Genomic DNA, 15,762 nt, shown 5'->3' with positions numbered 1-15,762 from the left:
TATCCTGGCGGGACAGTAAGAAAAAAAATGAAAATAAAAAAATCTGTGGTGCCAAGAACGAATTGCCAAAACACTTAACATGCTGATTTCAAAAGGATTATTTTCTCGGTATCGCAAAGTTGGGTTGAGCTTATTATAGAGTAAATTTATTTTTTTTTACCTTTTTTCGTGATAAAAGTAATTTCACATTCGGCAGATATTTCTTTGCTAGCCCTATAACAGAACGAGCCTCTTATGCAAAAGATACTTATCGTCGATGATAAGGAACAGAACCTGTTCACCTTGAGAAAGGTTCTGGATGACCTTAATGTGGAGTTTGTTCAGGCAACTCATGGCAATGATGCTCTCAAGGCAACCCTGCATAATGACTTTGCGCTGGCTATACTGGATGTGCAGATGCCTGATATAGACGGTTATGAATTGGCTGAATTGCTCCGTTGCGATCCTAAAACAGAAAATCTCCCCATTATTTTTTTATCAGCTGTTTATCATGATGATTATCATGTTTTTAAGGGGTATGATTCTGGAGCCGTTGATTTTATTACAAAACCTTATGCGTCTAAAATTTTGCTCAGCAAGGTGAACTTTTTTTTACAGTTGCACCAGCAAAAGCAGGCTCTGGAAAAAGCTGTTGAACTGGAAAAGACCAAGAATTATCTCGAAAACATTCTCTTTTCCATGACTGATGCGATTTTTGTTATTAATCTTCAAGGGTATATTGAAATCTGCAATCAGGGAAGTGAGTTCCTTGTTGGCTCTGAGCAGGACGATATTCTCGGCCAACCATTGCATGCCTTCCTGGGTGAGGAGATCTGCATGAATTGGTTGCAACGTCTTATGATTGATGAAGAGATTGCGCCTTTGCAGAATACAGAGACAACTCTGTATACAGCGAGTGGTGAAGGTATTCCGGTTCTTGCCTCTGCCTCTGCTATTTATAATGACTCAGATTGGACACATGGGGCCATCTTTGTTCTGAGAGATTTGCGGGATCATAAAAAGCTGGAAGAACGGGTTTTTCGATCAAAACGGATGGAGTCCATAGGCCTGATGGCGGGTGGTGTTGCCCATGATCTGAATAATATTTTGGCTGGAATCATCGGGTATCCGGAATTACTTCTCAAAACTATACCTGAGGACAGTAGCCTCCGTGGGCCTCTGGAGGCTATTTTAGAATCCGGTCAAAGGGCAGCAATGGTTGTTGCAGATCTGTTAACGGTTGCACGCGGTGTTGCTGTTGCCAAGGAAGTACGTAATCTCCATGAATTGATTGAGGAATATCTGGACTCGCCAGAGCAGAAAGAAATACATACGGTATATTCAGATATTGTATACGAGTATCAATTGGAAGCCACTCAGGCTGATATTTTTTGTTCGCCGTTGCATATAAAAAAATGCCTGATGAATTTAGTGACGAATGCTGCTGAAGCTGTTGTTGATAAAGGGACTATTCGCATTACCACCTCAAATAAGGTTCTTGATGACCAAGAGGCTCTGGAGCATGAGATAACTGCTGGCGAATATGTTGTTCTTTGCGTAGAAGATACAGGTTCAGGTATTTCTGAAAAAGATCTGCAGCATATTTTTGAGCCTTTCTATACCAAAAAGGTAATGGGCCGGAGCGGAACAGGCCTGGGCTTAGCAGTGGTTTGGAATACGGTTCAGGATCATGAAAGTAAAATATTCGTTACCAGCGATGAAAAAGGCTCGCAATTTCATGTCTATTTTCCGGTGAGTAAGGAAGAAACAAATGTACTGGTGGGGAACAGGCAAGAGGAAAAAACAGCTGAACAGAGCGGTACCATTTTAATTATTGATGATGAACCCCAGTTGCGTGATCTTGCTGTTCGCATGTTGCAGTCCATAGGTTATACCGTTGATTCGGTTTGCTCTGGTGAATTGGCGATAAAGTATATTATGGAAAAACCTGTTGATCTTATTGTCATAGATATGCAAATGGAACCAGGAATGAACGGGTATGAAACCTATCGGGAAATCATTCAGATATATCCTGACCAAAAGGCGATTATTGTCAGTGGTTTCTCTGATAGCAAGGCCGTGAAGGCTGCCTTACAGTTAGGAGCAAATGGCTTTATCAAAAAACCCTACTCCACTGAGCAATTGGGGCAGGCTGTGAAAAACGCTTTTGAAGATTCATAACGCATTATTATCAGTCAACTCACATTACGTAAGACCATGCCTTTATACCTCCGTATTTTTTCTTTCCTTATCTTGCTGTTGGCAGGATGTGCTCCCCAGCAAAAATATATTCAAAAGGAGACCACACAATCATTCATTCATCCTCTTCCTGCTGTCTTTCAAGCTGATCTTGCACTGAAGCGGTGCCCACCCACATCGTTTGAATTGGTTTTACGCCCAGACGGTCTCTATTTCCTTCAGATGCAAAGAAAAAAACCTCTTAATGCACCGGTTCAGGCTGAGATCGGGGCATGGAGCTATAACAAGGAAAAAAATATTGTGCGCCTGTTGAGCTATGACAGGGCTCTTCGAGTGTTGGCGGTCACAGGAAAAAAGACCCTGAAGCTTATCAAGGTTTCCGGTGGTATGATGCCCCCCTTGCTCCGATATAACTTTACCTTGACCAATACAGAGCCAGGCTATCAGGGCGTAGTCCGTATGCAGGGGATGTACAGCCGTAAACGTGGGCGGGGAATATTCCGGGAGTGTCTGAGCGGGGCGAGCTTTCCCTTGGTCAGCAAGATGGGAGGCCTGGCTGAAGTGGAGCAGGCCTATCAGAATATCCTTCATGGCCGTTCAGAACCTCTTTTTGTTACTCTGGATATGCGTGTCTCTGCTCATGCAGGAAGAGGGGATCGTCTGATTCCGGTTTATTCCGTCAATATTGATCCGTACCGCTCCTGTACAGGAAAAGCACGCCGAATAGCCACGATTGCCAATAATCGCTGGTACCTGATTGAAGTGGGAGGAAAAACCTTAGCCCCTGAGAGCGTGAGCAGGCCGCCTTTTCTGAAGGTGCAAAGCGGTGAGCAGCTGATTCAGGGGTTTGCCGGATGTAATAACTTTACCGGCAGCTGGCTTTTTGCTGATAATGATTTTGTGTTCAGTCGGATTACATCAACCCGTATGGCCTGTCCTCTTGGTATGGAAGTTGAAGATGCCTTTTTGCAGGCCCTGGATAATACGCGAAGATATAACATCAGAGGTGATATTCTGAGCCTTTATGATCGACGTGGTAAGGTGTTGGCCCGCTTGCGTTATTCCCGGCAATTGACCGATCTGGATTTCAGATATCCGTCGCCCGAGCAGGGAGATATTCTTTCTGATGATATTGAATTGTCAAGAAGCCATAGTGTAGCAACCGGAGGATCTGTCCCCGCTTCTGTTTCGTTCGCTCCCGAGAAACAGAATATAGAGAAAAAGTTACCCCTTCCTGAAGAATCTGGTCATGAGCATTCGGATCCCCGTAAGATATCAGTACTGAAGCCGACAAAGAAGGTTGCCGTAGGTGGCAGAACTGGTCAGTCTGCCGAAGCCATGAGTTCCACTTCTGCTCCAAAAACACCGGAACCGACTGGCGAAAATAAACAGGAGGACAAAGGCGATACTCCTCCTGTCGCTTCCGGTGATGAAGACAAGATGACGGGAGATAAAGAGGCGGAGAACCCCTCTGCTGTACGTGCTGAGCAATCGTCAGCCACGCAAAGCAATCAGGAGGAAGAGGCGACCGCTTCCATAGCATCATCTCAGCTTACCTCAAAGAATGGGCAAGAGGTGCAACAAGCTGCATCTGTACCTGAAGCAGTGGAAAAAGAATCAGCTGGAGAGGTTAGTAAGCAACCGATGGTGCAAGATAGTGAAGAGAAGGAGGTCGAACCGCCTCCCATTCCTGAATCAGAGATTCCAGAACCGGATATTTCTGAAACAGACAGTATTGAAACAGATGAAGACGAGCAGGAACTTCAGTCTGACCCTACGACGACTCACGAAATCGGCGATCAGGCTGCGAACCCGGATATTTCCTCAGATGATGCGGTTCCACCGGAATCGCAGGATGATGGTGAGAAGGTTCTTGGAGAAAATGTACAAGCAGAGTCAGCAAGCCCAGGCCCAGAGGCACGGGAAGCTGTTCAGGCCTTTCCGGTCAGTGAATCATCATGTAATCAACCGTGGAAGACTCCTCCGCTCGCAGAGATTAACGGGCAGGTCAGAAAGGTAGAAATGAACTCACCTTCTTGGACGAATCAAAGAGGGTTGCAGCTTGACGTGCAAACCTCAGCCGGAACCTATGTTGTCCATGTATTTCCTGAGAATTTGATGGCGCAATGTCAAGAGGTACTTCATTTTGAAGTCGGGGAAAAAATTGTTGTTTCCGGTTCCGAATTTCGTACCGGAAAAGGACAGGGCCAGCTGAATATTTGTGCTGCAACAATTACGAAAGGATCGAATGTGTTGCGATTAAGAGATCCGCTGACAAGCACTCTTGATAAACGGCTATGCTGTCAGGAGATGTGTCGGGAAAGATGTGTTGGAAAGCCGGAGCAATGCAAGGGCAGATGTCTTGCCCGATGTAATGGTATGTAGATAGAATCCAGGACGACGTCGCCAAATGTTCTTCAGCGGCGTCGTCAGCCAGCTTTTATCTGAAACGAATCCAATCTTACTGTTCCGTCCCGAAAAATTCAACAGGCGGTCCTTGAATCCGGGAGTTGAGCCAGTCCTGAAGTCCTCTGTTTAAGCGATGAACCGTCCCGCCTGGCCGTTTTCCATCTTCTTTGCAGGCAGCATCAAAGAGTTCTTTAGGAACTTCAATTTTTGCCAATTCCTCAGCACCTTCCAGGGTGCGATGAACGAGCGTAACCAGTGGTGGCTCTGTTTCCCAATCATAGATGACAAAATAATAGCTTTCATCATCAGAGCTTGAGACAAAATCATTACCACGAACCCAGCCTGTTCCCCATTCCAGATACATTTCCACGGCTTTTTCCGGAGTCATGGCCCAATCAATGCTATTCACCAATGTTCTGTTCTTTCGGAGTTCTGTAAGGCTTAACATAGGGCACCTCCCTGTATGTTTTTATCAATTCATTATAATTATTATTATCAAATAAAAAGATAAAGTCAAATGGGATTCTTTGGAAGATGCCGGTATTCGAGGTGGAGGCGCACTAAAGGGAAGAGATAAGCGAGAATTATCGATAACGTAAGAAGGGGAAGGGGAGCTTAAAAGGAGATGTTCCAGATGGTAGCGGCCTTGCCTGCCATCCAGTTTTGCCGGGAGGCAATGCTCTCAGGTGTCCATTTTTCATAACGTCTGCTGATCCCCTGAGTTATGGTGAATTCACTTGCCGCATATACAGCTTTTTTTCCCTGAAAGGGTACATTGCCCAATTCTCGGTTAGCTGCTGCGGTCAGAAGCGTCATATTGCCCAGCTGATAGACGCCGTTCTCGTGTTGGCGGTCATCAAAGGCATCCCAGCCCTGTTCAGGATGCTCCGGCAGGATGTGTTCAATGGTATAGGTAGCGTCGTCCAAGGCATAGCTTGTCTTGGAACAGCAGCGTTCCAGCTCGAACAGGATATAGCGTACAACCTTCCGGTTTCGGCTGTTGCTTGTGCGTAAAGATTTATCAGCAAAGGCGGGTTTGAAAACTTTATCTTGGGGATAGATAGGCTGAAGCTCTGTGATAACCGTTCGGGCAGAGGTGAGCGTTCTCTCGGTGAGCCGGATGGCAATGGCATTATAGACCCGTTCGAGCTCATTGCCTGGTAGGCCGCAGATGACGTTATAGCGGAAGGAGAGCATGGTCACGGCCCGGAGGGTTTGCTTAAAGCTGTTGCGATCCGCATCACCGAAACGGTCAAAGGCAGCCAAAAGCAGGGACAGCGGCTGGCGGACATTGAACATCTGGAGTTGTTGCAGCCAGTTTCGTTCATCCCGTTCCCAGGAGGTATCCAGAGGATTTCTCAGGGCAGCGTAGATCCGGGCATGACGGTCCAGATCACGAATCAGGGCGAATGCCTGTCCACGATCAGGCACGGCTTGGCGGATGGTTTTGAACAAATGGGCCTTACGGACCAGCTTATGACCGCTGTTCCAGAAGACCCTTAGAAATTCAGGGAAGTTGTCACTGCCGAGCAGGCCGATAATGCTCTCCCAGCGTTCTTCTAAGGTCTTCAGTTCCGAGGAATGTGTACCCTCCTTGCTGATCACGGAAAAGAGATAATTTTTCAGGAGATCTGTAGCAGATAGGCGTACCCCTCGGGCGTTGAGGGTCTCAAAGACCTTAAAGGCATTGAGTTCGTCGGTCACAGTGATGACTGTAAAGAAAAGGCGGTCTACTGTCTGATCGACAAAGCCTGCAATGGCTTCGCCGCTTGCTTCAAGATCCGCCTTCAGCCGTGCCTTGAACCAAAGAAAGGCCTTGCGCAGGAGATGTTCCGAGGCATTCAGGCCCCGTTGGGGGAGTTGTTCAAGTGGAACAAGATAATCCTGATAAAAGCGGTCGTTATGCCGGTTCAGGGTCAGCTTGGATTTTGCTGTCAGGGTGACCGGGTCCAGGTAGCCTATATAAGAATTTCGCAGCTGCTCTGCCCGTTTATCGTTGATGGCGTCTGTCTTAGCTAGATCATGGAGCAGGGAGATCGCTCCCAGCAGGATGATACTGATGGTGGTGATGCGTTGCTGGCCGTCAATGATGTCAAAGCATTTGCTGTCAGCGGATTGCAGAACCAGATAGCCCATGTAATGGCTGGGTTCCTCATCGGTCGTGTGCAGAGCAAGGAAATCCTGCCAAAGGTCGTCCCATTCGTCTGCTGACCAGGAATAATCCCGCTGAAAGGCTGGGACTCGGTAGAGCAGGCCGTTGCCCATCAGTTGGCGGAAGGTGTTGTTGGCGGTGTTGAAGTTCATGGGAGGCGTCTCTTATTTTTCCTTATGATTCAGGTAAAGTTTCGGGTGTTCTTCGGTAGAGTGGTACGACGCAGAAATGACGTTCTCCTGGATTGGGTTGAAGGGAGAAAATTCTCGGAAGATATGTTGGTGCAGGCGGCAAAAATGGCGTTGCAGTGCTACAGAACCATTTTCTCCCGCTACAGAACGACTTTTTCCTGCTCCAGGATGAGTTCTGCCTGCTCCGAAGCCTCTTTCTCCTGCTTCAGGGTGATTTTCGCCGCTTCGGGAAGATTTTCTCCCCTTGCAGCGAGGGATTCTCCTCTTGCAGGATGATTTTTTCCCGCTGTGAGAGCTTGTTGCAGTAGCAAGCTCAAAGATTGCAGAGTAACGGGTTGCTTAAAGCGGCGGTCTATTTTTTGCCGTTCTCCTGGAGTAGCAAAGTTATACTTTCGATAGTGCGGACTCAAGAAGTGCCTTTTTCTTTTTACGATCAATTTCCGGGTCTTCCTTTTGAAGATACTCAACGGCAGATAAATCATCGCCTCTTTTCCTGTTTTGGCGCGGTTCCAATGACTCTATAAGAATAGCCTCTAAAGCCGGAACAATTTTCGGGGCGGAGTATTCCTCGGGAAGCTTGCCCAATTGGCCTTTGTCAGATACCGGTAACAAACCAAACCACGAAAATCGATCCCATCGCGTTGAAAGCCTGTCAGCCGTGTGTTCATAAAGACGTCTGCCCAGAGGTCTATTTGTTGATCTACCTACATAAATAATTTCTCTACCATCATAGAGCAAATATATGCCGATTTGGTTGTAGAAATCAACTGGGGATGCACCTAACTGCTGCATTCCAAGTATTTTTGGTGTTGAATTCCAATCGACAAAGTCACGGCGCCAAAACATCCCGAATGAAGATATGATCTCATATTGACTTTCTTTATCAGTAGCCTCTTCTAATGTCTCCTCGCCAGGTAGCCTCTTTATTTTAACCTTTTTTGCATTTTCACGAAGAATATATTCACCTCTCCCCACTTTTTGGAAAGGTGATTTTTCGCCATCATTGGCAATAGATGTTGCAAGATTCGCACTAACGGTAGCAGAAGGGGTAGCTCCAACGTTTTGGCGCAATCCCTCACTCACGATTTTTTCAGCTATATCTTTATAATGCATAACTCCATCGGCATCTTGGAGTATTCTTTCAATTGCTTTTCGCCAAGTCAGTTCTTTGCCCATCATTCTTCCTTATAAGTATAATGAGTTAATTATGTGGTCGGCCCCATTGAATTCATTGAAGTTACAGGTTGTGTGGCAGTATACTCACCGTACCCACTTCACAACCTCGGTCACGGACAACTGTTCCGGCACATCCTTTTACTTGCATCGGAATATAACATCGCGCAAACCGAATATGACAATACAAACTTTTCAGCAAAAGATGCAATTTAAAATTCCCGTCATTACGTAAAAAACATTGCTGACTCAGGCAGCATCCAAAAAATAACAAGTGTTTTTTCAGTAGCCTATTGACAAAATGTCTTTTTTGTGCGACAGTGAAAGCATGAAATACGAAATTGAAACAACAGATATTTTTGACCGCTGGCTTGTTTGAATTACGTTTCTTTTTTGGCCCCGGCTTCCGAGCCTACTATACAATCAAGAACCGCAAAGTTGTTTTTCTGCTGTGCGGCGGTGATAAAGCAAGCCAGCGCAAGGACATTGAACGGGCCAGAAACATTATGATCGAACTGGTGCAGGAATGATGAAGAAAATAACCACGAAAAAATGGAATGCCTCAGAATATCTAGATAGCCCTGAAATTATCAGAGAATATCTTAAAATTTCCTTTGAGGAAGGAGACAGTGAGCAGCTTATGATGGCTCTCGGGCAGGTAGCGAGATCTCAGGGAATCAGCGAAATAGCTCGTAAAACCAATTTAAGTCGTCAGAACCTCTATAAGGCACTGTCTGAAGGCGGTTCTCCGAGATTCGAGACGGTTAAAAAGGTTGTAGAGGCTTTGGGGTGCAAGCTGTCGATTGTTTGAGGTGATCAGAAATTCAGGACGGTGTTTACGATATACCCAGAGGCAAAACTCAGGCGACCGCCAGCACGGTGGTGAACAGATTAATCTCTACATCCATCCGATAGCAATAACACTAACCGTAACCCCTTCCACAACCTCAGTGGAGGACAATTGTTTCAGCACATCTTCTTCCAGCACAGGAATAAACAGGGCCACGGTCACGCTGTCAAGCCCGAGGTCGGCCGAATATTCTGCAGCCTGCTTTTGATCAGCAGCAATCTGGTAACGGTCTGTAAAACTTTTTACCTCAATAATACCCCGACGCTCGTCGCAACGAAGATGAATATCCACCCTGCCATTACCGGTGGGGAATTCAGGGCTGACTACGCAACGTCGTGTTATAGCCTCCTGAAGCCAGCTGAATAAATGGAAGTGGCCCACTGCTTCAGTTAAGTGCAGGTCAGCACGACGGCGGGGCTGTTCTTTCCAGGGATTTACCCCCTGTTCTTTGAGGCGGTACAGGTAGTCTTTGTAGCGTTGCAGCAAAGCAGGCAGGTCAAGCTGTGGGCCGGAAAAAACATCGGCCAAGTCATCCAGCGGCGGCAGAGCGAGAATGGCTTTTCGATCATTGAGGATTTCCCTGCTCAAGGCATGATACAGACAGGTTTGAATAAAGGGCGAAGAAAAAGAGCAAATTTCAGTAAGCTCACCGGTACCATTGCGAATGGTTTCTGAGATTATGATGCCGTGGAGGTACAAGTAATTACAGATTGGATCATGGAAGGAAAACGGCAAGTCGGAGCGGGAAAAAAGATTAAGGAGAAAAGGTTGGTACTCCGGTATTCTGGCCTTGGCGATCAGGTTCATGACCGTGTTATTTGGCTCGGCAAAGCGGGCTTTATGCCAGACCATTTCCCAGGTCTCCGGGCCGATGCGGCGGTCTGGTCCGGGGTTGTATGTTTCCGTGAGCAGTTCGCCGAACCAGGACACCAGACCCGGCTGGCCATTCGTCACTCTGTGTACCTTCTCAACCAGCTGCGGGTCGATCTCCTGACCGCTTTCCTCCTGATACTGCCGGTACAGTTCCGCTGTTTCCGCAAAGCTAAAATTGGGCACATGCAGGGACTTCTGAATGTTGAAGGGCGATCCCCTCCGGCTTTCAATGCCCAGCACCGCCCGCACCCCGACCAGGGCCAGTCCATGCAGATGATTGTTTTCACGGGCAAGGTAGAGTTCCCGGAATTGGGCCACCAGTGCGTCGAGTAGCAGCGGCGGCAGGGTGTCTACTTCATCGATCAGTAGAATGAGCGGCTGGTCCCATATGCCGTGCTCTTTAGAAAACAGCTGCCGCAGATCTTTCCAGCCCGCAACAGACGGTGCTCCGGGAAAGCATTCCTGCACAAGCTCTCCCAGGTCTGTCGGGAACTGAACGGCGTCAGTTCCCTCATCACGGGCAACTCCGACGCCACGAAGGCCTCCCAGGGAAAAATGCAACAGGGCAAACTGTTCCGGGTACTGCTCGGCTATTGTTTTTTTCAGTTGCCGCATCAACCAGGTTTTGCCGGTTTGGCGCGGTGCCCAGATGGTAAAGTAATGACCGCCTTGTTCGGGTATGCCGACCAGCTGCTCGACACCTTGAGCGATCAGTCCTGTACGTTGGACACAGAAATGATACCGGCAGTCCACCGGGCCGTAGGAGTGAAAGTGGCGCATAGTGGTAAGTATTTCCTTTTTCTTTCATCTTGTTGGCGATTGTGAACAGTGTTTCCTTCCACGATTTCAGTCGAGGACAACTGTTCCGGCACATCCTTTTGCTTGCACCGGAATATAACACTGCGCAAACCAAACACGACAATACAAAATTTTCAGCAAAAGATGCAATTTTAAATCCTTCGCCGTTACGTAAAAAATCCCGCTACCCGGACAGCGTCAAGATTCTTTTAAACTCCGGTAAATCCAAAATCTCCATAAAAGTATCCACATGATACGTTGCCTCAAGCTGCGGATTTTGAAAGGCGATCAGCTTCATGCCCACGGAGGCGCAATGATCGCGATCCACTGTGGAGTCCCCGATAAAGATGGCCTCATCCACTGACAGGCCGAAATGCTTGAGAATGATGTGCAGAGCATCCGGGGCAGGCTTGGGCCGGGGCGAGTTGGCGGCGGTCATGACGATCTCAAAGCTGTCCCGCAGACCAAATATATCCAGAATCAGGTCCATGGTATTGGTCCGATTGGTGGAAATGGCTCTATGGAATTTCGGGGTGATGACCTGGAGGAATTCCTTGAGATCAGGGGCGATGGTCATGTATTTGAGGAACGAACTGTAATCAAGCTGCTGGCGGTACTTTTCCACTTCAGCTATATTCACCTGATGATGATTACGGAAGATATGGTTGACCGAATCAAAGACATTATGGATATGGACATACCCAAGATCCTGCTCATTCATGAGCGGGCAGTCAAAGGCTTCTAACATATGATTATAGTAGGCCCGGTTCGCATCTCGGGAATCGAACATAACGCCGTCGCAATCAAAAATAACCAGTTTCAACATGGGGTATTTCCTGATGGTTGTTTGAAAAAAGAGGGACAGGAGAATTACGTAGGGGCAGGTCCCTGTGCCTGCCCGGAATGAAAGGGCAAACACAGGGATTTGCCCCTACTCTGAGCCGTAAATCTCACGATGCAGTTCGCTGAAAAAGGTCTCCATAAAGGCGTGCCGTCGCTCGGCGATCTGCCGCCCCAAGGGCGTGAGCATCTGCTCCCGAACCTTGGACATCTTGACCTGAAACTCGCGGTAGGCGGTATCTTCAGTGGAGTAAGTTTCTGTGTGCGCCGGATCAAGCTCTGCATTATGGAGCCGGGCCCCGATCTGCCCGGCAAAGAGAAAGGCCCGGCCAATGCCGATGGCTCCGATGGAGTCCAGTTTGTCTGCATCAAAGAGAATTTTTGCCTCGCGTGTTTTCGGTGAAATGCTGCTGCGAAAACGGTGGGCATGAATACAGTGACAGATTGTGATCCGGTCTGCTGTGGAATATCCTAAGTCGCGGAGAATCGGCTCTGCCATTTCTGCTCCCAGCTCAGCATGACAGACCTTGCCTTTGCTGCTGCTCTCCTGCTTGCGCCCGATATCATGGAGCAGGGCAGCTGGAGCGATAATGTCCAGGCGGGCACCCATCTTGTCGCCTATGCTCATAGCGGTGTGGAAAACCCGCTCGCTATGGTCCGGTCCGTGTGAACCGCCTTCCTCAAGACAGTAGCGGGCACTGATCCTGTGCAGGGCCTCCAGCAGTTCCACCGCAACAGCTGGTTCTCCGGCGGCTTCCCGGCTTTCTTCTTCCTTACTCGCCAAAGTATTCCTGGATCAGCCAACGGATGGCGATGAGGAGCAGAACATTATCGCTGGTCTCCATGGTCTGCTGCTCCATGGGTGATAATGGTTTGTTCAGTTTGATATCGCCGTTCTTCAGCTCCTGGCGAAAGGTGTCCAGATTATAAAGGGCCATGATGTATTGCTCGGCCTGCTCTTTGGTTGGACGAAATCCTGCCTGGATTTTGGGATGCTGGAGAAGTTCCGTCATCTTATCATTATAGCGGTTATACTCTTCCAACCCCTGATCCTTGAAGTACTCAGTAGCGGTGAATTCTTCGCCTTTCTCGAAACCGCGACAATGGGGTTCTTTGAGCAGAACAAACTGTTCCTGAATGGTCCCGTCCTGTTTACAGGAGACACCTCGCCCCACAGGATAGGCCCGGCAGGCTGCTGGCCGATCTTCATAAACGCGACAGCCATAGTCTTTGACAAAAACACAGCTGGCCTTACCGTCATCAACCATAGTCAGGTAACAGGCCGGAAAGAGCATGCCTTTTTCCCATTCAATGATAACGAACTGCTCCAGAAACATACCAGAATGGCGATGGAGTTTATTCTTGAGACGCAGAACATCATAGGGGGTCAGAACCAAGTCCAGTTGGTGGCAGCACTCGTTGAAGCAGGGAACCTCGGGATGGCAGGCAAAACAAAATTTTTCGTTTTCGTTCAGAGCACTGCAATATTCGGGAAGATTATGATCGTTCATGTTTTAGAGAAATCGTCGTGTTTATGGGGTGCCGTAGGGATACGGCATGCCGTGTCCCTACCGGATTAAAAATGCTTCGTTCCCCTTTAGAAACTCCCGCCCATGGCGAAATCCCACTGGGCATCCTCGTCCCCTTCCTGGGAATCAAGGTTATACCCCCAGATCAGGCGAAGCGGTCCCATTGGGGAGAGCCAGTTGATACCGAGTCCGGTTGATTTTTTGATATTGCCGAAATCCCAGTCATCGTTTATGTCGTAGACGTTACCGAAGTCAAGAAAGGCCACTCCGCGAACCCCTGCATCGGTAAGAAGTGGAAAAAATATTTCAATATTGGAGAACCACATCTTATCGCCACCGTATTTCTCATCGTTAGTCGGATCAATGGGGCTGATGGTTGAAGATTTGAAACCGCGAATGGAGTTCATACCGCCGAGATAAAAATTATCATAGACCGGCAGCTTGCCATCTTCATTCTCAAAGGCCTGACCAGCAGCGAGCTTGGTATGGAAGACCAGATCAAGGGGCAGGGGGAAAAACCAGCTGGTGTAGCCTTCCAGTTTGGTATAGGCAGCTTCACCGCCCAGTGGGCCACCAGCATATTTAATACTCAGGCTATGCTTGGAACCGGAGGTAGCATTGAAGCGGCGGTCTCTGGTGTCACGGACAAAGGAGAGGCGAACCGCACTGGTGATGTTGATTTTGGCCGATTCAAGGATATAGGCTGAGGCATCCTCGGAGATATCGCTCAACTCGGTGTCTGTCCAGGTGTATCCATAGTAGATGCGCCACTTTTCAAAGAATTGATGGCCAAAACGCAGACCACCACCGGTTGCACCTTTGGTATAGTCTGTGTATTCCCGCTCCCAGTTAAAGGCGTCAATTCCTGCTGAAACATTAGAGTCAAAGATACGGGGATCGGTGTAGGAAAGGTTAAATTTATTGCTGACTGCGCTGAGGTTGGCAGCAAAGGCCAGGCGGGTACCAAGGCCGAGGAAGTTGTCTTCTGAGATTTCTCCCATGAACATGAGTTTGTCTGATGAGGAATACCCCGCTCCAATACTAAACTGACCTGTTGGCTTTTCCTTGACCGCAACCATAACGTCCATTTGATCGTTATTTATGGTTTCCTGCGGAATGACTCTGACATCTTCAAAATATCCCAAACGTTGTAGTCGGTTGGTAGAGGTACGAATGGCTTTTGAGTCGTAAATTCCGCCTTCTTCCACTACCAGGTCGCGACGAATAACATTGTCTCTGGTTCGGGTGTTCCCTTGAATCTTCACCCGGTTAAAGCTGACCAACTCCCCTTGGTCGATCTGAAAGGTGATATTGACCCGTTTACCTGTTTCAGATTTCTCAACCTGGGGCCGGATATCGGCAAAGGCGTAACCATGTTCCGCATAGAGATCCGTGAGTCGTATCACATCGTCGCGCAGAATTTTTTTGTTGAGGAACCTTTCTTTGCGTACCTGCAAAAGGTCAATCATCTCACCCCGGTCTTTAATCAGATCGCCTTGGATTTCCACAGTTCCTACCTGATAACGAGGGCCTTCCTGAATGGTAAAAGTGACATAGAGATCCTCTCCAGCCTTTTCCACGTCTGGTTCGCCGACCTTGGCCTCTATGAATCCATGATTATTATAAAAAGCCCCCAAACGAGCAGCATCCTGTTCCAGGATATCTAATTTTAAGGTTCCAGCCTCAGTGATCCAGGATGAGTACCAGTTCCAGGTTGCGGTTTGGATTTCGTCTTCCAGCTCATCTGCACTAAAGGAGTCATTACCAACAAAGCGGATGCCGGATATGGACATCTTCTCGCCTTCGTTAATAATGAATTGCACATCCACAGAATGCTCATCCGGGTGGTCCAGGGTAAATTTGCTTTGGGCACCGTAATATCCTTTGCTTCTGTAGAGTCCGTTGATCCGTTTGACCGCATTATTGAGTTCGGCCGGATTGAGGATGGTGTTTACCTGGATATTAGCTGCATCGCGGATATCTTCTTCCTCAATCTTATCCAGGCCGGTAAAAGTGATTGTTTTGATAAGGGGCTTTTCCTGCACCCGGAAGATGACTTTTTTCCCCTCTGTTGAGTCATTAACTTCAATTTCAACATTATCAAAAAAGCCCATGGAAAATACCCGTTTTAAATCTTTGCGCAGGGCATCCGGGCTATACTGATCACCTGGTTTTGTCGATATTTTTCGCAAGATTGCCCCGGAATCAATGCGGTTATTTCCTTCAGGGGTGATTGAAGAGACAATAAATTCCCGATTGGTGTAGCTGAGCACATCCACTAAGATACTCTTCATAATAAAGTGTATCTCAGACAGTGAACTCCCTTCGCGATACAAGGAATGGGGTGATTCCGGCTTAAGGAGATCAATGACCTGCATGTCAACGGAAATATGCTCACCAAGCATGGTCAGGCTACCAACAGCCACATAATCCATTCCTGCGTTTTCTGCCACCTTGGTGAGTGCCGCAGGAGAAGGAGGCCATGGGCCGCTATAGTCCAGTGCTTGTTCAGCCTCAAACCGGGAGAGCATGATCAGATCTTTATCCCGTAATCCACCTTCCAGAGCAAGGTCAACCCGCTGGCCTATGGTCTCGCTGTTTTCAGCGTTAATCTTCAGGGGCAGGAAAACAGTGTTCTGCTCAATTTGTTGTGTCTGCTGGGCAATGGCTGAAGCTGTGCTAATGGCAAAAAGAAAGAGAAAAAAAAGCAATAAGCCTGTGGCCTTTTTCACAATGGATTGTGTTTGCAATGGATGACTCATAGGGTAT

At 47.9% G+C, this 15,762-nt stretch carries 13 protein-coding genes; 4 read left to right on the top strand and 9 right to left on the bottom strand.

The genetic code is table 11. The annotated features are described in order from the left end of the window. Positions 1-234: 234 nt before the first annotated feature. Positions 235-2,160 (top strand): ATP-binding response regulator, encoded by a 1,926-nt coding sequence (locus L2082_RS05400; protein WP_446007975.1) that lies wholly within the window; start codon positions 235-237, stop codon positions 2,158-2,160. A 240-nt stretch (positions 2,161-2,400) separates the two neighbouring features. Next, positions 2,401-4,563, top strand: coding sequence for an META domain-containing protein (locus tag L2082_RS05395; RefSeq protein ID WP_446007976.1), 2,163 nt, complete (start codon positions 2,401-2,403; stop codon positions 4,561-4,563). A 76-nt stretch (positions 4,564-4,639) separates the two neighbouring features. Here L2082_RS05395 and L2082_RS05390 read toward each other — a convergent pair whose 3' ends face one another. From L2082_RS05390 to L2082_RS05375, 4 genes are all read right to left on the bottom strand, one after another. Continuing rightward, positions 4,640-5,035, bottom strand: a complete 396-nt coding sequence (locus L2082_RS05390) for a DVU0772 family protein (RefSeq protein ID WP_446007977.1) — start codon at positions 5,033-5,035, stop codon at positions 4,640-4,642. A gap of 167 nt (positions 5,036-5,202) precedes the next feature. Further along, a complete protein-coding gene (locus L2082_RS05385; protein ID WP_446007978.1) occupies positions 5,203-6,891 on the bottom strand; it encodes a DUF262 domain-containing protein in 1,689 nt (562 codons plus the stop codon). A 179-nt stretch (positions 6,892-7,070) separates the two neighbouring features. Then, a complete protein-coding gene (locus L2082_RS05380; RefSeq protein ID WP_446007979.1) occupies positions 7,071-7,340 on the bottom strand; it encodes a hypothetical protein in 270 nt (89 codons plus the stop codon). Further along, a complete protein-coding gene (locus L2082_RS05375; protein ID WP_446007980.1) occupies positions 7,315-8,109 on the bottom strand; it encodes an HTH domain-containing protein in 795 nt (264 codons plus the stop codon). The genes L2082_RS05380 and L2082_RS05375 overlap by 26 nt, the downstream gene beginning before the upstream one ends. A gap of 335 nt (positions 8,110-8,444) precedes the next feature. Here L2082_RS05375 and L2082_RS05370 point away from each other — a divergent pair, with 335 nt between their 5' ends. Together L2082_RS05370 and L2082_RS05365 are read left to right on the top strand one after the other, a co-directional pair. Next, a complete protein-coding gene (locus L2082_RS05370) occupies positions 8,445-8,633 on the top strand; it encodes a type II toxin-antitoxin system RelE/ParE family toxin (RefSeq protein WP_446007981.1) in 189 nt (62 codons plus the stop codon). Continuing rightward, the gene (locus L2082_RS05365; RefSeq protein WP_446007982.1) at positions 8,630-8,914 is read left to right on the top strand and encodes an addiction module antidote protein; all 285 of its coding nucleotides are present in this window, start codon (positions 8,630-8,632) and stop codon (positions 8,912-8,914) included. The genes L2082_RS05370 and L2082_RS05365 overlap by 4 nt, the downstream gene beginning before the upstream one ends. A gap of 87 nt (positions 8,915-9,001) precedes the next feature. Here the strand turns inward: L2082_RS05365 and L2082_RS05360 are convergent, their stop codons facing one another. From L2082_RS05360 to bamA, 5 genes are all read right to left on the bottom strand, one after another. After that, a complete protein-coding gene (locus tag L2082_RS05360) occupies positions 9,002-10,606 on the bottom strand; it encodes a hypothetical protein (protein ID WP_446007983.1) in 1,605 nt (534 codons plus the stop codon). A 202-nt stretch (positions 10,607-10,808) separates the two neighbouring features. Then, a complete protein-coding gene (locus L2082_RS05355; protein WP_446007984.1) occupies positions 10,809-11,450 on the bottom strand; it encodes an HAD family hydrolase in 642 nt (213 codons plus the stop codon). A gap of 105 nt (positions 11,451-11,555) precedes the next feature. Further along, the gene (locus L2082_RS05350; protein WP_446007985.1) at positions 11,556-12,248 is read right to left on the bottom strand and encodes an HD domain-containing protein; all 693 of its coding nucleotides are present in this window, start codon (positions 12,246-12,248) and stop codon (positions 11,556-11,558) included. Then, positions 12,238-12,975 (bottom strand): YkgJ family cysteine cluster protein, encoded by a 738-nt coding sequence (locus L2082_RS05345; RefSeq protein WP_446007986.1) that lies wholly within the window; start codon positions 12,973-12,975, stop codon positions 12,238-12,240. Before L2082_RS05345 ends, L2082_RS05350 begins: the two co-directional genes overlap by 11 nt. 86 nt (positions 12,976-13,061) lie before the next feature. Continuing rightward, a complete protein-coding gene (bamA, locus tag L2082_RS05340; protein ID WP_446007987.1) occupies positions 13,062-15,755 on the bottom strand; it encodes an outer membrane protein assembly factor BamA in 2,694 nt (897 codons plus the stop codon). Positions 15,756-15,762: the final 7 nt, after the last annotated feature.

It is taken from the genome of Candidatus Electrothrix sp., from assembly GCF_052785085.1.
The sequence above is the reverse complement of the archived record's forward strand: the minus strand, read 5'-3'. Positions and strand labels throughout refer to the sequence as shown.

Coding starts and splice junctions, on each gene's coding strand:
- L2082_RS05400 (WP_446007975.1), top strand. CDS start 235: ATGCAAAAGATACTTATCGTCGATGATAAGGAACAGAACCTGTTCACC.
- L2082_RS05395 (WP_446007976.1), top strand. CDS start 2,401: ATGCAAAGAAAAAAACCTCTTAATGCACCGGTTCAGGCTGAGATCGGG.
- L2082_RS05390 (WP_446007977.1), bottom strand. CDS start 5,035: ATGTTAAGCCTTACAGAACTCCGAAAGAACAGAACATTGGTGAATAGC.
- L2082_RS05385 (WP_446007978.1), bottom strand. CDS start 6,891: ATGAACTTCAACACCGCCAACAACACCTTCCGCCAACTGATGGGCAAC.
- L2082_RS05375 (WP_446007980.1), bottom strand. CDS start 8,109: ATGATGGGCAAAGAACTGACTTGGCGAAAAGCAATTGAAAGAATACTC.
- L2082_RS05365 (WP_446007982.1), top strand. CDS start 8,630: ATGATGAAGAAAATAACCACGAAAAAATGGAATGCCTCAGAATATCTA.
- L2082_RS05360 (WP_446007983.1), bottom strand. CDS start 10,606: ATGCGCCACTTTCACTCCTACGGCCCGGTGGACTGCCGGTATCATTTC.
- L2082_RS05355 (WP_446007984.1), bottom strand. CDS start 11,450: ATGTTGAAACTGGTTATTTTTGATTGCGACGGCGTTATGTTCGATTCC.
- L2082_RS05345 (WP_446007986.1), bottom strand. CDS start 12,975: ATGAACGATCATAATCTTCCCGAATATTGCAGTGCTCTGAACGAAAAC.
- bamA (WP_446007987.1), bottom strand. CDS start 15,755: ATGAGTCATCCATTGCAAACACAATCCATTGTGAAAAAGGCCACAGGC.